This is a genomic window from Flavobacterium sp. LM5, from assembly GCF_002017945.1.
Lineage (GTDB): Bacteria > Bacteroidota > Bacteroidia > Flavobacteriales > Flavobacteriaceae > Flavobacterium > Flavobacterium succinicans.
In genome coordinates this window covers 21,817-41,622 of the sequence record NZ_MUFX01000002.1, presented here as the reverse complement: position 1 = coordinate 41,622, position 19,806 = coordinate 21,817, and the positions used below count along the sequence as shown (strand labels likewise).

The 19,806-nt window shown below is 35.0% G+C and carries 12 protein-coding genes; 11 read left to right on the top strand and 1 reads right to left on the bottom strand.

What is annotated here, in order from left to right; genetic code table 11:
- Nucleotides 1-103 precede the first annotated feature (103 nt).
- The 5 genes from BXU11_RS08585 to BXU11_RS08565 all read left to right on the top strand — a co-directional run bounded on the left by BXU11_RS08585 (nucleotide 104) and on the right by BXU11_RS08565 (nucleotide 5,767).
- On the top strand, nucleotides 104-562 hold the full coding sequence (locus BXU11_RS08585) for a hypothetical protein (RefSeq protein WP_035717231.1): 459 nt from the start codon (nucleotides 104-106) through the stop codon (nucleotides 560-562).
- Between the two features lies 1 nt (nucleotide 563).
- Entirely contained in the window at nucleotides 564-1,862 is a 1,299-nt protein-coding gene (locus BXU11_RS08580; RefSeq protein ID WP_078212208.1) for a glycosyltransferase family 4 protein, read from the top strand.
- Between the two features lie 37 nt (nucleotides 1,863-1,899).
- Nucleotides 1,900-3,369: an oligosaccharide flippase family protein gene (locus BXU11_RS08575; RefSeq protein ID WP_024980049.1), complete on the top strand. Its 1,470-nt coding sequence runs from the start codon at nucleotides 1,900-1,902 to the stop codon at nucleotides 3,367-3,369.
- A 269-nt stretch (nucleotides 3,370-3,638) separates the two neighbouring features.
- Nucleotides 3,639-5,336, top strand: coding sequence for a mechanosensitive ion channel family protein (locus BXU11_RS08570; RefSeq protein ID WP_078212518.1), 1,698 nt, complete (start codon nucleotides 3,639-3,641; stop codon nucleotides 5,334-5,336).
- Between the two features lie 149 nt (nucleotides 5,337-5,485).
- Nucleotides 5,486-5,767 carry a hypothetical protein gene (locus tag BXU11_RS08565; RefSeq protein WP_024980047.1) on the top strand — a complete coding sequence of 94 codons (282 nt, stop codon included), beginning with the start codon at nucleotides 5,486-5,488 and terminating at the stop codon, nucleotides 5,765-5,767.
- A gap of 79 nt (nucleotides 5,768-5,846) precedes the next feature.
- On the opposite strand, the gene uvrA is transcribed toward BXU11_RS08565, so the two are convergent.
- Nucleotides 5,847-8,657 carry an excinuclease ABC subunit UvrA gene (gene uvrA, locus BXU11_RS08560; protein WP_024980046.1) on the bottom strand — a complete coding sequence of 937 codons (2,811 nt, stop codon included), beginning with the start codon at nucleotides 8,655-8,657 and terminating at the stop codon, nucleotides 5,847-5,849.
- A 193-nt stretch (nucleotides 8,658-8,850) separates the two neighbouring features.
- Here uvrA and BXU11_RS08555 point away from each other — a divergent pair, with 193 nt between their 5' ends.
- The 6 genes from BXU11_RS08555 (at nucleotide 8,851) to BXU11_RS18055 (ending at nucleotide 19,680) form a co-directional block, all read left to right on the top strand.
- Nucleotides 8,851-11,658 (top strand): triple tyrosine motif-containing protein, encoded by a 2,808-nt coding sequence (locus tag BXU11_RS08555; protein WP_078212206.1) that lies wholly within the window; start codon nucleotides 8,851-8,853, stop codon nucleotides 11,656-11,658.
- A 231-nt stretch (nucleotides 11,659-11,889) separates the two neighbouring features.
- Nucleotides 11,890-14,934, top strand: coding sequence for a TonB-dependent receptor (locus BXU11_RS08550; protein WP_024980044.1), 3,045 nt, complete (start codon nucleotides 11,890-11,892; stop codon nucleotides 14,932-14,934).
- Between the two features lie 11 nt (nucleotides 14,935-14,945).
- The gene (locus BXU11_RS08545) at nucleotides 14,946-16,424 is read left to right on the top strand and encodes a RagB/SusD family nutrient uptake outer membrane protein (protein WP_078212204.1); all 1,479 of its coding nucleotides are present in this window, start codon (nucleotides 14,946-14,948) and stop codon (nucleotides 16,422-16,424) included.
- A 12-nt stretch (nucleotides 16,425-16,436) separates the two neighbouring features.
- A complete protein-coding gene (locus tag BXU11_RS08540; protein ID WP_078212202.1) occupies nucleotides 16,437-18,026 on the top strand; it encodes a hypothetical protein in 1,590 nt (529 codons plus the stop codon).
- An 11-nt stretch (nucleotides 18,027-18,037) separates the two neighbouring features.
- The gene (locus BXU11_RS18060) at nucleotides 18,038-19,009 is read left to right on the top strand and encodes a PKD domain-containing protein (RefSeq protein WP_223253712.1); all 972 of its coding nucleotides are present in this window, start codon (nucleotides 18,038-18,040) and stop codon (nucleotides 19,007-19,009) included.
- The gene (locus BXU11_RS18055; protein WP_223253711.1) at nucleotides 18,988-19,680 is read left to right on the top strand and encodes a family 16 glycosylhydrolase; all 693 of its coding nucleotides are present in this window, start codon (nucleotides 18,988-18,990) and stop codon (nucleotides 19,678-19,680) included. The genes BXU11_RS18060 and BXU11_RS18055 overlap by 22 nt, the downstream gene beginning before the upstream one ends.
- Nucleotides 19,681-19,806: the final 126 nt, after the last annotated feature.

Below are 19,806 nucleotides of genomic sequence, written 5' to 3'. Positions count from 1 at the left end.
TTGAATTGCAAAAAATATATTTGGAGCGATTGGAACGATTTATGTCATTGGTCGAACTTTCATATGCTTTAAAACACGCACCTAGAGTTATACAGAAAAAATAATGCTTCCAGAAATAGTAAATATTTGGACAATATTCAACGAAAAAAATGTTCGTTATCTAACTATTGGAGGTCTTGCTGTAAATATTTATGGCTATACAAGAAACACTGGTGATATTGATATATTATTAGACGATACTACTGAAAACAGAATCAACCTTAGAGCCGCTTTTAAACAAATTGGAATAGGAGACTTTCCTCAAATTGAAACGATGCAATTTGTAGCAGGATATACAGATTTTACGATTTCGTATGATTTACGTTTGGATGTAATGACATCTATTAAGGGATTGGAAAATGCAAATTTTGATGAACTACTTCAAAATGCAACAATTGTTTACTTAAACGAAGTTCCTGTGTATTTTATTGATTATGATAGTTTGATACTGGCAAAAAAAGCGACCAATCGATTAAAGGATCAATTGGATATTGAGGAATTAAATAAATTGAATAACAAATAACTTGAAGAAAGATATCAAAAAACTCTTAATCATCACATATTATTGGCCGCCAGCCGGTGGGCCAGGTGTGCAACGTTGGCTTAAGTTTGTAAAATATTTGCCCGATTTTGATATACAGCCGATTGTTTATATTCCAGAAAATCCAACTTATCCTATAGTTGATGCTCATTTAGAAAAAGAAGTGTCGCAACAAGCTATTGTTTTGAAAAAAAGCATTTTTGAACCCTATCAATTGGCTTCTTTTTTTTCTAAAAACAAAACCAAAAAAATAAGCTCTGGAATCATTCCTAATCAAAAAAAACAATCCTTTTTGGAAGCGTTTTTATTGTGGATACGTGGGAACTTATTCATTCCAGATGCCCGTGTTTTTTGGGTAAAACCTTCTGTGGCTTATTTAGAAAAATACATTGCTGAAAATAATATCGATACTATCGTTACTTCAGGACCTCCTCACAGTTTGCATTTGATTGGATTGGAGTTGCAAAAAAAAGGAAACGTCAAATGGTTCGCCGATTTTCGTGATCCTTGGACGACTATTGGCTATCACAAAGCCTTGCGTTTGTCTAGTTATGCAGCCAATAAGCATAAAAAATTAGAACATCAAGTGCTGAATGCTGCTGATACGATAATTGTAACTAGCAAAACGACTAAGACGGAGTTTCAAGCCATTACTTCAAAACCTATTGAAGTTATTACGAATGGCTATGACACGGAAAATGTAGCGCCACAAACGTTAGATGCCAAATTCACATTGGCGCATATTGGCTCGTTTTTATCGGAACGTAACCCACTGATTCTTTGGGAAAGTTTAGTAGAGTTACTTGCCGAAATCCCTGACTTTAAAAAGCAACTTGAAATTAAATTGATGGGTGCTGTTAGTCAGGAAGTATTGGATACGATTACCCGATTTGGACTCAATGACTATTTGAATAATTTAGGCTACGTGTCACACGATGAAGCTGTAGCGCATCAGCGTAAATCACAAGTTTTATTATTAATCGAAATTGATTCAGAAGATACCAAAAGCATCATTCCAGGGAAACTTTTCGAATATATGGTTTCTGGAAGACCAATTATCGCTATTGGTCCCAAAGACTCTGATTTTGCCGAAATTATTACAGGAACCAATACTGGTGTGTTCTTTGAATATGATAAAAGACAGCAATTAAAAGCGACCATTTTATCCTACTATCAACAGTTTTTGGAAGGAAAATTGCAGTCGAATCCTGTTGGTTTACAAAAATATTCCAGAAAAAGTTTAACCAAAGAATTAGCTACTCTTTTAACCTCAAAACAGTAACTTCAAACCTCTAACTTCTAAATTCTACCTTCCAATAATGGGCATTGTTTTAAATCAATCATTAAAGAATACAATAATAACTTACATCGGTTTTGGAATAGGAGGGATAAGTACCTTATTTTTATTTCCACCTATTTTGGGAAAAACCTATTACGGTTTGTCAAATTATATTTTGTCTTGTGCTAATGTGTTGATGCCTTTATTTGCTATTGGTATGCAAAATACTTTAGTGAAATATTATTCGCAATGTAAAAACGAGGAAGAGAAGAATCAGTTTTTGTCTTTTACCATATGGTTTCCGCTTTTGTTAAGTATACCATTGATTTTGATAGGGTTGTTTTTCTATGATGAAATTTTGTTTTTTGTCACCAAGAAAAACCCAATCGTAAAAGACTTTATTTGGTTAATTCCGTTTGTAGGTTTGTCTATGGCGTATTTCGAAATATTTTATGCGTGGGCAAGAGTACATATGCATTCTGTTTTTGGAAATTTCATTAAAGAAGTAGGACTGCGTTTGTTTTCTTTATTAGCTCTTTTGGCTATGTTCTTTAAGTGGATAACGGCTGTTGAGTTTATTTATCTTACGGCTGGAATTTATTTTATTGCTTTTTTGGCGACCATGTTTTATGCGTTTCGAATCAAGAAGCCTGTTTTTCAATGGGTTATTCCTGAAAATGCGAAAGGAATTATTGAATATTCCTTTTATATTATCCTCTCAGGAAGTGTAGCCAATTTATTGCTTGATGGAGATAAAATCATGCTCAATCAATATCTTGATATTGGCGATATTGGAATTTACTCTGTGGCCACCTTTATAGCGTTGGTAATATCGGTTCCCAGTCGTGCCATGCATCAAATTGTGTACCCTATTACGGCCAAATTAATGCATGAAAACAAATATGGTGAATTGAATGGTTTGTACAAAAAAACTTCGATTAATCTTCAAATAGTCGGTGGTTATGTCATGCTTGGTATTTTTGTAAATATCAATCAGTTGTATGAATTGTTACCCAAAGAATTTGCTGGTGGTATTTTGGTAGTGTTCATGATCGGAATTTCTAAGTATTTCGATTTGATTTTAGGAAACAACAACGCGATTATTTTCAATTCTAAGTATTATCGAATGGTCTTGTTTCTTGGTGTGATGCTTGCTGTACTGACCTTTTTATTGAATTGGTTATTTATTCCACTTTACGGAATCATTGGTTCAGCTTTTGCCACATTATTGTCGATTACAGCCTACAGTTTGGCTAAATTATTTTTTGTAGTAAAGCGTATGCATTTGTATCCATTTAGCAAACAAACGCTTGAATCTATTGGTGTTTCAGTAGTTATTTTTGTGTTGTTTTATTTTTGGCAATTTCCCTTTCATCCTTTACTTGGGATTGCTTTAAAGTCAATATTACTTACAGTGGTTTATGTTTATGTTAATTATAAAATGGTCATTTCGCCCGAAATCAATCAGGTTATCGATACGCTTTTTATTAAATTAAAAATAAAAAAATAGCATTCACTCGGTTTAAATACTAGGAATTCTGTTAAAAGTATGTTGTTTTGTCGTTATATTTGTTAAGCAAAATTTCATAAAAATAATGTTTAGGAGCAGTGGTCAAAGGATTTTTTGGTCACATCGTCCCGCCATCCGCTATATCTTTGCTTTTTTGGCAGCAAAAAAGCAAAGGATGCCGCTGCTGTCGGGGCTAAAAGGAAGCATTTGGCTTTCTTGTTTGCATTACAATGAAATTACATAGTTTAATTCAAAGACATTCAACTACTATGAATCGCACGAAAGCCTTTAGAATTCTTTTCATTTCATTCATTTTTACTACCATTTTGTGGGGTCAAAATTCAATATCACAACCTGATGTAAAGACCGCTACAACCATTAATTCAGATGTTGTTTCGACTATAAAAGAGCGTTATCCAGTAGCTCCTTTTAAAGACACGCTTTTTTATATTCATAACAAGATTGGTGCTTTCACACCCGAAAAAAGAGCTAGAGCGATTGAGGATCGTATCCGTCAAATTTATAGCGATCCATTATTTGAAGCCGATTCTTTAAAAATTGCTCCTGCTGATATTTCTTTGGATGTTGTTTATAAAGAAAATTTTGTAATACTTTCAATTACCACAACCGATGCAAGTATCGAAAAGATGGATGCTGAAGCGTTAGCTAAAAAAAGAAAGGCCATCATCGCTACCGCTATTCAAAATGAAAAGAGCAGTAATGCTCCCTTAATATGGCTAAAACGTATCGGACTTGAAGCATTATTTGTAGGTTGTATTGTATTGCTTTTATATGCAATTAACGTGGCATTTAAACGGTTCATGTTTTATCTCATGAAAAACGATGAACGATTTTTTAAAGGCGTACTTTTAAATAATTATCATGTTTTAACACCTAGAAACCAACTCTTTTTTACTTTAAAATTGATAAAAACGCTTCGTTTGGTGTTTTACGGTTTAGTTTTCTATCTGTCCATTCCCTTACTTTTTAGTGTTTTTCCTTCAACAGAAGGTTATGCTACAAAGTTGATGTATTGGATTTTGAAACCTGCAAAATATTTTGTTTCTAGTTTTTTAGCATACCTTCCTAATTTGTTTTCAATATTGGTAATCTTTCTGGTATTTCGATATTTGGTGAAGATTTTACGTTTTTTTGTAATTGAAATTCAAAAAGGCAAAATACAAATTAATGGGTTTTATAGTGATTGGGCGCAACCTACCTTCAATATAATTCGTGTTCTTTTATATGCGTTTATGTTGGTGATTATTTTTCCCTATTTACCGGGTTCAGATTCTCCTATTTTTAAAGGAGTTACTGTTTTTGTAGGGGTGTTGTTTTCCATCGGTTCGTCTAATGCCATTGCCAATATGGTGGCTGGATTGGTTATCACATACATGCGACCTTTTAAAACCGGCGATTTTATAAAAATTGGAGAGGTAAGTGGCGAAGTTATTGAAAAAACAGCCTTGGTTATTCGGCTGAGAACTACAAAAATGGAAGATGTAACGATTCCAAATGCCACAGTTTTATCGAGTTCTTCTATCAATTTTTCTTCAAATACGGATAAGAATACATCGGGTTTGGTGATTCATAGCACGGTGACGATTGGTTATGATTGTCCTTGGCGTGAAGTTCACAAAGCCTTACTTGAAGCAGCAAGCCGAACAGAATTAATTGAAAAAGATCCTATTCCTTTTGTATTACAAACTAGTTTGGATGATTTTTACGTGTCATACCAAATTAATGCTTTTACAAAATCGCCTAAAAAACAGCCCATAATTTATTCGAGTTTGCATCAAAATATTCAAGATTGTTTTAATGAAGCGGGCATCGAAATTATGTCACCACATTACAAAGCCCTTCGTGATGGAAATCAATCAACAATTCCTGAAGCGTATTTAACAGAACACTATAAACCCACTTCTTTTGGAGTAACTATTGAAGATAAAAAGCAACAAACCGAGTAAATGAATTTTTTGTAATAATGAACTTTGTAATTTCTTGTTTTTTTCTAAAATATCACTAAAAGTGGGTATTGTTTAAGCGCTGTTGTTATGGTAGATTTGCGGTATAAAATTGCTATGTACCGAAACAGAAATACAAAATTAACCAACCTATGAGTGCGCAAGAATTAGCCAGATTTACCGAGTCTATCAACTCTAAGTTAGAGCAAGGATTTGTTTTAGAAGAAAAAAATGATACGCTACCTTTTGCCGTTTTATCTAAAAAACGTAAAAGAGTAAACCATAAATTTAACTTTAGATTGTCTTGTTTAACGCTTGGCGTTTGGTCTTTTGTTTGGTTGTATTTGAGCCATATTTCTAAAGCCAAGAAAATTGTAGTGGGTATGGACGAAGATGGCAATATTTTTCAGGAAAACTGTTATATGGGATCTTAGTTAATTATACTTGTAGAAGAGTAAGCCACGAATTGAGATATGTTGTATCTGAATTCGTGGCTTTTTATTTAGAATACTATTATTTCAATTTGTCTTTTAAATATTTAGCTGTAACCGATTTTTTGTTGGTAACGATTGCCTCAGGTGTACCAACTGCTAATAATTGCCCTCCATTTTCGCCACCTTCAGGTCCCAAATCAATAATCCAATCGGCACATTTTATCAAATCGAGATTGTGTTCGATCACCAAAATTGAATGTCCTTTGTCAATCAAAGCTTCAAAGGAAGCGAGTAGTTTTTTGATATCATGAAAGTGTAGTCCAGTTGTAGGTTCATCGAATACAAACAACGCTTTTTCTTTGGTAGCTCCTTTCACTAAAAACGATGCTAATTTGATGCGTTGTGCTTCGCCACCTGACAAAGTCGAAGAAGATTGCCCCAATTGTACATAGCCCAAGCCAACATCTTGCAAAGGTTGAAGTTTTTGCATGATTTTGCTTTGTTTGTGTTGGGTGAAAAAGGAAATCGCATCATCGATGGTCATCGTTAAGATGTCATGAATGCTTTTTCCTTCGAAGGTAACTTCTAAAACCTCTTTTTTAAAGCGTTTTCCATTGCAGGTTTCACAAGGCAATTGTACATCGGCCATAAAGACCATTTCTACATTGATGCTGCCTTCTCCTTTGCAGGTTTCGCAACGACCGCCATCCACATTAAAAGAAAAATGTTTGGCTTGGTAGCCTCTTACTTTGGAAAGCTTTTCTTTGGCAAACAAATCACGAATGTCGTCGTAGGCTTTGATGTACGTTACAGGATTAGAACGAGAACTTCTTCCTATCGGATTTTGATCCACATATTCAATGTGTTTGATGTGCGAAAAGGAGCCTTTTATTTCGGTAAATTGACCAGCTTTTTCGCCAATGTTTTCCAGTTTTTTTTGCATGGCCGGAAACAGTATCTTTTTGATTAAAGTACTTTTGCCACTTCCTGAAACCCCAGTAATCACGGTCAGTACATCAAGTGGAAAAACAACATCAATGTTTTGAAGATTGTTTTCTCTAGCGCCAATAATTTCGATATAATTTTTAAAGGGTCTTCGTTTTTTAGGCGTCTCAATAGTTTTGGTGCCACTCAAATAATGAGCAGTTAAGGAGTCCGCTTGTAAAATTTCAGTATACGTGCCTTGAGCTACAAGATTTCCTCCCAAAGTACCGGCTTCGGGACCAATATCAATAATCATATCGGCGGCTTTCATGATATCTTCGTCATGTTCTACCACAATCACGGTATTTCCTAAATCACGTAAGGAAAGTAAAACGGTAATTAAGCGTTCAGAATCTTTAGGATGCAAACCAATGCTAGGTTCGTCCAAAATATACATGGAACCCACTAAACTGCTTCCGAGCGAAGTAGCCAAGTTAATACGTTGTGATTCTCCTCCCGATAAGGTAGACGAGTTGCGATTTAAAGTTAAATAATCCAGCCCTACCTCGGTTAAAAAGGCCAATCGATTATTGATTTCAATAAGTAAACGTTTGGCAATTTGTTGTTCGTAACTATCTAATTGGATGTTTTGGAAAAAGGCTACCAGATTTTTAATGGGTAAATCTACCAAGTCTGAAACGGTTTTGCTATTGATTTTAACGTAGGATGCTTCTAGGCGTAAGCGTCTTCCTTTACACGTTGGACATTTGGTTTTTCCTCGGTAGCGAGAAAGCATGACGCGATTTTGTATTTTATAATTCTTTTCTTCTAACTCTTTAAAGAAGTCATTCAACCCTTGAAAGTATTGATTTCCTGTCCAAATGAGTTCCTTTTGTTCAGGAGTTAATTGAAAATAAGGTTTATGAATCGGGAAATCAAATTTGTAAGCGGTATTGACTAATTCATCTCTAAACCAACTCATACTTTCGCCACGCCAAGGATAAATGGCATTTTCGAATACAGAAAGTGTGGTGTTGGGTACGACTAAATCTTGATCGATACCTATTATATTGCCATAGCCTTCGCAAGCCGGACAGGCGCCATAAGGATTATTAAAACTAAACAAATGCACATTGGGCTCTAAGAATGAAATGCCGTCCAATTCAAAATTATTCGAAAAAGAGATTCGATGGGTTTGATTTAGTTCTTGTAAAAAGCATTCGCCTTTTCCTTCATAAAATGCAGTTTGGACAGCATCAGCCAAGCGATTATAGAATTCCTCTTCGTCTTTTACCACGATACGATCAATTACCAATTCGATGGCTAATTTTTCTACTTCTTTTGGTTTTTTATCGGCAATTGAAGCTATGAAATCGTCTAAACGGAGCATTTCATGATCGACTAAAACCCTTGCGAAGCCCTGTTGCTGTAGTATTTTTAATTTATCGTCAATTTTTCTTCCTTCTTCCACATGTAAAGGAGCAAGTAGCAGCCATCTGCTGTCAGGCGCCAATGTTTTAACACTATTAACGACGTCGGTTACTGTGTTTTTTTTGACTTCTTGTCCAGAAATTGGGGAGTACGTACGACCAATTCGGGCATACAATAATTTAATATAGTCATAAATTTCAGTAGAAGTTCCCACAGTAGAGCGTGCATTAGTAGTATTTACTTTTTGCTCAATGGCAATAGCAGGTGCTATACCTTTGATATATTCCACTTTGGGTTTGTCTAACCTACCAAGGAATTGTCTGGCGTAGGACGATAAACTTTCTACATAACGGCGTTGACCTTCGGCGTATAAGGTGTCAAAAGCCAAACTTGATTTACCAGAACCTGAAAGACCAGTGATGACCACCAATTTATTTCGAGGAATCACCACATCCACATTTTTTAGATTATGAACTTGAGCGCCTTTGATAATTATATTTTTTTTGGGGTCTAGTGTAGTAAGATCAATCGACATAATAAAAATGAATTTGTACAAAAGTAAACAATTTTGGTTGGGATGCTGCTTTAGAAAAGTTCGGTAGCGGTACAAAATGATCTTTTTTTAAACTATTGATTTTTATTTGTATTAATATTTTTTTCTTTTCTTATAGCTCCTTTTTAATCTTATTAAAGGTTTTTATGTATAATTTTACAGAAATCATACTACTATGCGTTTACTTCAAAAGATACTGTTGCTTACTTTTTTTACTTTTTTAAATGTATCTGCACAGGAACTTCCACCCATTATAAAACATTCTCCAATAAGTTATGGAGGAGGTAATCAAAATTGGATGATTGCTCAAGATCAAAATCAATATTTGTATTTTGCCAATAATGAAGGTTTGCTCACTTTTGATGGTTCAAAATGGGACTTGTATCCTTCTCCCAACGAAACGATTTTCCGATCAGTGAAAGTAATAGGTGAGCGAATCTACACGGGCTGTTATATGGAATTTGGATATTGGATTCGACATAAAAACGGTCGCTTACTGTATACTTCGTTAAGCAAGAAAATTTTTAGTAAAATTCAATCGGATGAGCAATTTTGGAACATTCATAGTTATGATCATTGGGTTGTTTTTCAGTCTTTGAACAAAATTTTTATTTTTAATACTAAAAAAAATACATTTAAAATAATCCATCCAAAATCGGGTATTTTAAAATCGTTTAGAACTTCTAGTGCTATTTGTTTTCAAACGAACGATAATGAATTGTATGAAATTGTAAGTGGTAAAGCCATTAAAATTTCTAATGATCCTATCTTGAAGCGCAATAAAATTATTAATGTTTTTGCCATAGAGAAAGGGTTGTTGATACAAACTCAGGACCAAGGTTTTTATACTTTAATTGAAGGTACGGTTTCTAAATTTACAACTTCTATTGATGCGCAATTGTTTTCTAGCAAAGCTTATAGTAGTTGGAGGTTGTCCAATGGAGCAATTGCCATCGGAACCATATCGAACGGTGTTTTTATCATTGATAAGAATGGCGCATTGCAACATCACATCAATCAGAGTAACGGATTAAGTAATAATACCGTTTTGTCGTTGTTTGAGGATAATGATGCGAATTTGTGGTTAGGTTTGGATAATGGTATCAATTGCATCAACTTGAATTCACCTGTTAAAACTTTTTCAGATAACTCGGGTGTTTTGGGAACCATTTATGTTTCAAAGAAAATAAACGATTTTTTGTACGTAGGAACCAATCAAGGTCTTTTCTTTAAAAAATACAATGCTAATGATTCTTTTAGGTTTGTTTCTGGAACGAAGGGTCAGGTCTGGTCCTTGTTTGCTTGGAATGGTGAATTGTTTTGTGGACATGATTCAGGGACATTTGTAGTGAAAGGCGCAATTGCAGTTCCTATTTATAGAGGTTCAGGTACTTGGAAGTTTAGTACTATTCCCAATAAGAAAGATGTTCTTTTACAAGGTGATTATAGAGGTATTTCAGTACTCCAGAAAATCAATAATCAATGGGTGTATAAAAATAAAATTGAAGGATTTAATTATTCGGCTAAGAATTTTGAAATCACTCCTTCCCTTGAGGTGTATGTTAGCCATGAATACAAGGGAATATTTCGATTACAGTTGGATCAGCAATTGACTAAAACCAAGTCTTTTTATACGTATTCCTCGCCTAAAAAAGGAAAGAACGCAAGTTTGATTAAATACAATGGCGTTATTTACTATGCCTATAAAGAGGGAATCTTTAAGTTAAATCCAAAGACCAAACAATTTGAAAAAGATGCTTTCTTAAGTGCTATTTTTAAAAAAGAAGAATATACTTCCGGAAGAATGATAGTGGATGATGCCAACCGTTTATGGTTATTTACTAAAAATTATGTTCATTATTTGTCACTAAGCAAACTCGATGCACAATTAAAAGACAATGCCTTTCCAATGCCTTTAAACATCACCAATTCTATGGTGGGTTACGAAAATTGCACGCAACTCTCTAATTCTGTTTATTTATTTGGTACGGTTGACGGTTATTATACTTTAAATTTAGATGACTTAAAGCTAAAGAAATACAAAGTAGCCATTACTAATATTACAGTGAATCGGTTGAATGAAGAAGCTGAAGCGTTTTCAACAGAGGCTGAAGGAGAATATAACCACAAACTCAATAATTTTTTATTCAATTATACTGTGCCTGAGTATAATAAGTTTATGAAAGCTGAATACCAATATATGTTGGAGGGATTGGATGCGCGTTGGAGTAGTTGGAGTGCTAAATCTTCAATAAATTTCAAAAATTTACCAACAGGTGATTATGTTTTTAAAGTACGTGCTAAATTTTCGGATAATAGATTGGGAACGACAGCTCAATATAAATTTTCGGTTTTAAAACCATGGTATTGGACTAATTTAGCTGTATTGATTTATTTCATTTTGGCCTTGGTCATGGGCTATTACATTCATGCTGCTTATCAAAAAAATTACGCTAAACAAGAAGCAAAATTAATTGAGGAAAACAATTTTTTACTTGAAATTAAAGAATTGGAGAACGAAAAGGAATTAATGCGCGTTAGAAATGAGCAACTATCACAAGATGTAGATTCCAAAAGTCGTGAATTGGCTGTTTCCACCATGAGTTTGAATAATAAGAATGAATTGTTAGAATTTATCAAAGAAGATTTAAAAAAGTCTGCATCCCATTCTACCTCAAACATACGTACAGTGATTTCGACTATTAATAAAAATATTACTAAAGATGATTCTTGGCATGTGTTTAAAGAGGCGTTTGATAATGTAGATAAAGATTTTCTAAAGAAGGTAAAAGTATTGCATCCAACATTAACGCCAAACGATTTAAGACTCTGTGCTTACCTTAGAGTGAACTTGTCCTCTAAAGAGATTGCTCCTTTGTTAAATATATCGGTACGTAGTGTAGAAATTAAAAGATATCGTTTGCGTAAAAAAATGGACTTGTTACATGAACAAAGCTTGGTAGATTATATTTTGAAAGTTTAAAATGTTAATTAAATCTAAAAATTACCTATACAACACCTCAACATTTATAAAATGCGAGGTGTTTTTTGTTTCCGGATGCCGGATGATTTAACTTTTGTAAGGCTATTAAATACAAGGCTTTCCGTTGTTTTTTTTGTTTTTTTTAGGATTGTATGTTTTTTGTTGAGGTACTTTTTGGAACTACAACGTGATAGTTAGCTAATTTTAACAAATCAATAAAAAAAACAAAGTATGAAATCGAAACTACTATTTATTTCATTTATGTTGCTATCCATTTTAGGATATTCGCAATCAAATGAAATCAGCGGAACTGTTTTAGATGCCAAAACGGGATTAGCACTGCCAGGTGTTAATGTTAAGGTAAGCAACAGTAATCAAAGTACCTCAACGGACTTTGATGGAGGCTTTAAATTATTTAAAGTGGCTCCAAAATCAACTCTAATCTTTAGTTATATAGGTTATGTTGATTACAAAGTTACTGTTTCAGGTAACGAAAAATTAGTTATTAAAATGAATGAAGAATCCAATGCCCTCAAAGAAGTAGTGGTTATTGGATACGGAAGTCAAAAGAAAAGAGAAGTAACAGGAGCCGTTTCGGTTTTGGATGCTAAATCTCTGGATGTGATTAAACCTATTAAAGTAGAGCAAGCTTTACAAGGAACGGTTTCAGGAGTAAACGTAACGGCACAATCAGGTGCGCCTGGAGCTGGGTTAGACATTCGAATTCGTGGTATTGCTACAAACGGTGAAAACAGACCAACTACCATTATAGATGGTTACATTGGTGAGTTAGGACTGTTAAACCCAAATGATATTGAAACCATTACGGTATTAAAAGATGCTCAAGCAGCGATCTACGGTACGATTGGTGCTAATGGTATCATTTTGATTACTACCAAAACAGGTAAAAAGAATGCTAAAACAAAAGTAAACTTCAACACTTATGTTGGTTTTCAAGAAGCCTCAAGATTATTACCTACTTTAAATGCCACCGAATATGCTTTGTTACTAAACGAAAGCTACGCTAATGGCGGACAAACCATTCCTTATCCAAATGTATCTGGGTTAGGAAAAGGAACTAACTGGCAAAAAGAAGTTATCAAAACGGGTGTTCCAATTATCAACCATGATTTTACCATCTCTGGTGGTGCCGAAAAAATGACGTACGCCATTAGTGCTTCTCATTTAGACCAAGAAGGTATCGTAGGAAATGATAAATCTGGGTTTTTAAGAAACACTGCTAGAATTTCTCTTGGTGCAGATTTAACTGATAAATTAAAGTTGAAAACCAATGTTATTTATACCTATTTCAATAGAAAAACATTAAATGAGAACGGTTTAGGATCTGTATTGTTCAACGCTTTGAACGTTCCTTCTACTTTAAAACCATATGATGCTCAAGGTGATTTTACACTTGTTCCAAGTACTGCAGGATTAGGAAATGAAATTATTAATCCGCTTGAGCAAATTGACAATACATACAATGATTACAATTTCAAAAAATTGAATGGTAATTTTGGTTTAGATTACAAAATGTTTGACGGATTTGTACTTTCTGCTACAATGGGTTTCAATACCGCTCATAGCGATTCTAGAAACTTTGCCAAACAAGTAAGCTACGGTGGAAAAGTATTTGATGTAGTGCGTAGCTCAGTAACACAAGGAAAAGTAAATGATAACGATTACTCTTTCGATATTTATGGTACGTACACTAAAAAAATTGGTGAAGATCACAACTTAGTAGCTACCTTGGGTAATACTATTTTTAAACAATGGGGAAGCGGATTATCTGCTACAGGTTACGATGTACCAAACAACTCTTGGGATTTTGCCGATATTTCATTGACTACCGGATTTTTGGCAGCAAAAACCAATAGTTCTTATGTGTATGATGAGCGTAGATTGTCTTATTTTGGTAGAATGCAATACGACTACAAAGGAAAGTATTTATTATCTGCGATGTTAAGACGTGATGCTTCTACTAAATTTGGCCCTAACAATAGAGTAGGTTATTTCCCTTCTTTTACTGCAGGATGGATTATCTCAGATGAAGGTTTCTTTGGTGAGCCAAAAGCATTCAACTTCATGAAATTAAGAGCGAGTTATGGTACTTTAGGTAACGATCAAATTCCTAACAATGGATATTTAGGATTTTTAAATGGTGAGGCTTCTTATGTTTTTGATGGCATATTAACCAATGGTACTGCCGTAGGACAAACCCCTAATTCCGACCTAAAATGGGAAGAAGCACGTAAATTTGACGTAGGTTTGGATTTCAAATTTTTAGACAATAAATTATCAGTTATTGCCGATTATTTTATAGATACTCGTAAAGATTTATTAATTCCAAATATTCCAGTTTCTGGTATTATTGGTACCAATGCGCCAGGTGCTAGTTCACCAACAATCAATGCTGGTACCGTTCGTAACTCTGGTTTAGAAATGTCTTTTGATTATAAAAAAACATTTAGTAATGATTTATCTTTAAGTGTTGGGTACAATGTTACTTTCTTGAATAATGAAGTATTAGAGGTAAACAACGGTACAGGTTTTATTGAAGGAGGTTCATTTGGAGTAGGTCAACCCGCTCCGTCAAGAATGGAAGTAGGAAAACCAATTGGCTATTTTTATGGATATAAAACCGATGGTGTTTTTCAAAATCAAGCCGAAGTTGACGCACATCCATCTCAATTAGCTCTAGGTGCTAATGCTGCTCCTGGTGATATTCGTTTTGTAGATAACAATGGCGATGGTGTGATTGATACTAAAGATAGAACCAATATTGGTGATCCAGTTCCTGCTGCAACCATGGGATTCAATGTGCAATTGAATTACAAAAATCTTGATTTTGCTGTGTATACTTTTGCTTCAGTGGGTAATGATATGGTGCGTAATTACGAAAGAACATTATCTGATGCCAACCGTTTGAATTATGTTTTAGACCGTTGGACTGGCGAAGGTTCTACCAACACAACGCCAAGAGTAACAACTGGTGCTACTTCTAACAATGTTTTCTCTGATTATTTCGTAGAAGATGCTTCGTATTTAAGAATTCAAAATATTCAAATAGGGTACTCGTTAAGTCCAAATTTTACTGAAAAAATCGGAATCTCAAAATTCAGGTTGTACACAGGAGTAAACAACTTATACACCTTTACTAAATACAAAGGTTATGATCCAGGAGCGTCTGATGGAAAACCTATTGGAGGAGGAATTGATTACGGGTTTTACCCAATACCAAGAACCTATTTGTTAGGGTTAAACATTAATTTTTAATTGCCATTACAATGAAAAAATATCTTTTTATATCGATTGTAACACTTATCGTTACTTCGCTCTCCGTTACTTCTTGTACGGATGAGTTTGTAGATCGTCAGCCAGAATATTCAATTGATTCTGAAAATTATTTTAATTCTAAAGAAGAATACGACAGAGCTTTAATTGCAGCTTATGACTTATTGCAATCTTCGTATGTGAATGTTTTATTAGGTGAAATTGCCTCTGATAATACATTGGCAGGTGGTGAAAGTCCAACAGATGTCATCGGTTTTCAACAAATTGACGACATGATTCATACTCCCGTAAATAACAACCTACGTGATATTTGGAATTGGATGTTTGCTGGAGTGCAAAGAACTAATTATATCCTAGAATTTAAGGACAAAACTAATTTTACTGGGAAAGAGCAAATTATTGCTGAAGCTCGTTTTTTAAGAGCATATTACCATTTTGAGTTGGTAAAATGGTTTGGTGGAGTTCCAATGAAAGGAGATGCTCGTTTTAAAATTGGAGACGAAAAAACCATCAAAAGAAGCACACCAGCAGAAGTATATGCTGCTATTGAAGCCGATTTGATCTATGCTTCTCAAAACTTGGCAGCCATTCCTTCTGAAAAAGGAAGAGCCACCAAAGGAGCAGCATTAGCATTATTAGGAAAAGCGTATTTGTATCAAAACAAATTTTCGCAAGCAGCTACAACTTTAGAGAGTTTAATTACTACCAATACGTACTCTTTGGTTACAGATTACAACTCTATTTTTGAAATGGCAGGAGAAAACAACGCTGAGTCTGTTTTTGAAGTTCAGTATACTGATATTAAAGGTGCTGGTTTTGGATGTTTACAATGTAGTGAAGGTAACGTAGCAGTAGGGTTTAATGGTGTGAGAAACTACTCAGGTGGTTTATTCACTTCAGGGTTTAGCTTTAACGTTCCTACTAAAGAGGCTTTTAACGCTTATGAAGGTGGAGATAACCGAAAAACGGTTGCCATTCTTGATATCGAAGCTTGGGCTGCAAGTACTGGAGCTACTTTTGGAAAAGGAAACGAACACACAGGATATTTTAATAGAAAGTATTTACCAAGAAAACGTAGTGCTGATGCTGCAGGAGATTTGAACTTGACTAATCCAAACAATTACAGAGCGATTCGTTATGCCGATGTGTTGTTAATGGCAGCCGAAGCCTTTAACCGTGGAGGAATTGATGATACCAAAGCAAGATTGTATTTAAATAAAATACGTCAACGTGCTTTTGCGGATGATAATCACAATATTACTGCTTCTGGTGCAGCATTAACTGATTTCATTTACAGAGAAAGAAGATTAGAATTATTAGGCGAAGGGCACCGTTTCTTTGACTTGGTACGTACTGGAAAAGCAGCAGGAGCCATTCCAAACTTTAAAGCTGGAAAAAACGAAATTTTCCCTTTACCTATCGAAGAAATTCAATTTTCAAACGGCAATTGGGAGCAAAACCCTGGATACTAAACAATAAATATTATGAAAAAAATAGTATATGTTATAAATATGTTAGTGCTTGCCATCATGGTGGGTTGTACTAACGAGAATGATGTAGTCGATATCAATGGATTGGAAAACCCAAAGAACATTTCGGCATTAACCACCGTAACACAAGACAATACGGGATTGGTTACCTTCTTGCCTCGCGGGGAAGGAGTTACACGTTACGAAATTTATTTTGGGGACGGTACCAAAGAACCTGCTTATGTTGTGCCAGGTGGAACGGTTGATCACAAATACAAAGAAGGCGTTTATGATGCTAAAATTGTGGGTACTACTTTAAATGGAAATAAAACTGAAACTATTCAAAAAGTAGTGGTTTCGTTTAAAGCTCCACAAAATTTGGTGGTGACAATTGAAAACGATAAGCAAGTTTCCAAAAAAGTAACCGTTACTGCCAAAGCTGATTTTGCTTTGTTCTATGATGTTTATTTTGGAGAAGCTGGGAAGCCTAATCCAATTTCTGGAAACAACGGAGAAGCGGTTTCTTATACTTATGATCAACCGGGTGTGTACAAAATTCGTATAGTATCCAAAAGTGCTGCTATTCAAACCACGGAGTTTAGTCAAGATTTTACAGTGACGGTAGTTAACAAGCCTTTTGCTGCTGCACCAACACCCCCGAACCGTCAGGCTGGCGATGTGATTTCTTTGTACGGTTCAAAATACACTAACGTAGCCGGAACCAACTTTTTCCCATATTGGGGGCAATCTCAAGCGGGTTATGCTGCTACTGAGTTTGATTTGAATGGCGACAAAATGTTAAATTATATTAACTTGAGTTATCAAGGTATCGCTTTGGCAGATGGAACTACTATTGATGTATCAGGTATGGAATTCATTCACATGGATGTTTGGACTACCGATTTAGAAAAAATTGAAACCTCACTGATCAAGCCAGGTCCGATTGAGAAAGCTGTAACCAAAGATTTGGTGGTGGGTCAATGGAACAGCATTGAGATCCCAATTAAAGCTTTTACGGATCAAGGATTAGATGTTAGCGATATTTTCCAATTCAAGTTTGAAGGAACTCCTTCTGGAAAAGGATCAGTATTTATTGATAACATCTATTTTTATAAAACTCCGGGTGCTTTATTAGAATTCCCTATTGATTTTGAGTCTTCATTGTTGACTTATGGATGGGAAGGTTTTGGAGGTATTGAAGGAAAAGCAAAAGTAATTGCTAATCCTGATAAGTCTGGAGCTAATGTATCAAATAAAGTAGTATCTATTGAAAAACCTTCTGGTGCTCAAACATGGGCTGGTGCTACTATTGAGTTGGATTCTAAAATTGATTTCTCCAAAGGAACTAAAGTAAAAATTGCCGTATGGTCTCCAAAAGTTGGTGCAACTATTTTATTCAAAATGGAAGATAAAACCAACGGTGGAATCAATTTTGAGGTAAAAGCAACAACCACCGTTGCTAATGCGTGGGAAGTGCTGACCTTTGATTTGGCAGGTAAATACGATGCTACTAAAACGTATAACAAGGTAGCTGTTTTTCCTGATTTCGATGTGGCAGGAACAGGAGCGACTTATTATTTCGATGATTTGAAACAATCTAATTAATTCAAAAGAACATGAAAAAAGTATTTTTAAATATAATAGCGTTCTTCAGCTTACTAGCTTTAGTAAATTGTCAAGACGATAACGTAGAGTTTGGCGCTTTGGGCGCACCTACTAACTTGGCTGTAACCTTTGATATAGTTGGTAAAACGGCACAAACTCCAGATGGAGATGGCTCAGGAAAAGTGAAATTTACAGCCAAAGCTGATAATGCAATTTCTTATAAATACGTTTATGGAGACGGCGTTTCAGAAATTGCTCCTTCAGGAACGGCAGAACATGGTTTTACCACGGTAGGAATCAATACCTATACCGTTACTGTAATTGCCAACGGTAAAGGCGGTGTAACTTCTTCTGTCACTGTAGATGTAAAAGTATTCAGTAATTTTAGTGATGAAAAATCTACTACTTTACTTACTGGCGGAACGGCTGCTGGTAAAAAATGGTACATTGCTGCTAACGAAGCAGGGCATTTTGGAGTAGGCCCCAATAGTACAGATGAAAAACAAAATTATTTCCCGCTTTGGTATAGTGCTGGTCCTTTTGAAAAAGGAGCTACTTGCTTTTATGATGGAGATTTTACTTTTGCTCTGGTAAATGGCAAAATTCAATACACTCAAGACAACAAAGGCAATACGTTTTTCAATAAATTATATAAGAGTGTTGGCGGTGGTACTAATGGTGGTGATGATCAATGTCTACCTTTCAATTCAGCAGGGACTAAAGTTGTTGCTTTAGCACCATCTACTTCTTTTGTTACTAAAAACAAAGAAGCAGCGACACAAACTACAGGAACAGTGATGAACATTTCTGACGGAGGTTTTATCGGTTATTATGCTGGTGCCACACAATTCGAAATCCTTTCTATCACAGAGAATAGAATGGTTGTTCGTTTTGTGCATGGAAGTGTACCTGCAGAAGCATGGTATTTAATTTTGACCACTACAAAACCTACACAAGCCCCGTGGATAATTTCAACAAATTAATCTGGGAAGATAATTTTGATACTGCTGGTGCACCTAACACGGCTAACTGGTCGTATGAATTAGGTGCTGGAGGTTGGGGCAATAGTGAATTGCAAACCTATACCAATAAAGCTGAAAATGTAAAAGTTGAAGGCGGAATGCTTAAAATTACAGCAATAAAAGACGGTTCTAATTACACCTCTGCTAGAATTAAATCCGAAGATAAATTTAAATTCAAATACGGTAAAGTTGAATTTAGAGCCAAAATGCCAGCAGGTGTGGGTACTTGGGGAGCTGTTTGGTCTTTAGGTCAAGATTTTAAAACAATAGGATGGCCTAATTGTGGTGAGATTGATTTCTTAGAATATGTTGGAAAAAATCCAAATGAAGTAATCGGTGCGTTCCATTTCCCTGGCAATTCAGGAGGCAATGCTATCGTAGGTAAAACGACTATTTCTAATGCAGCTACTGAGTTTCATGTGTACAAAGCTATTTGGACCGAGACTTCTATCAAATTGTATGTAGATGATAAATTGTATAGCTCATTAGACAACAATGCTGCTACTGTTTACAACAAAGATTTCTTCTTAATCTTGAATGTGGCAATGGGTGGAACTTTAGGAGGGCCTGTTGAATCCTCTTTCACTCAGTCTACCATGGAAGTAGATTATATTAGAGTATATGGTAAATAATAGTTTTAAGTAATCAATAACGAGTAAGTTGTACAAGCAGCTTACTCGTTTATTGATACTATAATCAAAAGCAGTTTTGTGTTTAGTTTTGACACCTGTTTTTGAAGCTTTTTTTATAATGTAGTA

What these genes read in the sequence shown, in the direction of transcription:
- BXU11_RS08585 (WP_035717231.1), top strand. Translation starts at nt 104, where the DNA reads ATGCTTCCAGAAATAGTAAATATTTGGACAATATTCAACGAAAAAAAT.
- BXU11_RS08575 (WP_024980049.1), top strand. Translation starts at nt 1,900, where the DNA reads ATGGGCATTGTTTTAAATCAATCATTAAAGAATACAATAATAACTTAC.
- BXU11_RS08570 (WP_078212518.1), top strand. Translation starts at nt 3,639, where the DNA reads ATGAATCGCACGAAAGCCTTTAGAATTCTTTTCATTTCATTCATTTTT.
- BXU11_RS08565 (WP_024980047.1), top strand. Translation starts at nt 5,486, where the DNA reads ATGAGTGCGCAAGAATTAGCCAGATTTACCGAGTCTATCAACTCTAAG.
- uvrA (WP_024980046.1), bottom strand. Translation starts at nt 8,657, where the DNA reads ATGTCGATTGATCTTACTACACTAGACCCCAAAAAAAATATAATTATC.
- BXU11_RS08555 (WP_078212206.1), top strand. Translation starts at nt 8,851, where the DNA reads ATGCGTTTACTTCAAAAGATACTGTTGCTTACTTTTTTTACTTTTTTA.
- BXU11_RS08550 (WP_024980044.1), top strand. Translation starts at nt 11,890, where the DNA reads ATGAAATCGAAACTACTATTTATTTCATTTATGTTGCTATCCATTTTA.
- BXU11_RS08545 (WP_078212204.1), top strand. Translation starts at nt 14,946, where the DNA reads ATGAAAAAATATCTTTTTATATCGATTGTAACACTTATCGTTACTTCG.
- BXU11_RS08540 (WP_078212202.1), top strand. Translation starts at nt 16,437, where the DNA reads ATGAAAAAAATAGTATATGTTATAAATATGTTAGTGCTTGCCATCATG.
- BXU11_RS18060 (WP_223253712.1), top strand. Translation starts at nt 18,038, where the DNA reads ATGAAAAAAGTATTTTTAAATATAATAGCGTTCTTCAGCTTACTAGCT.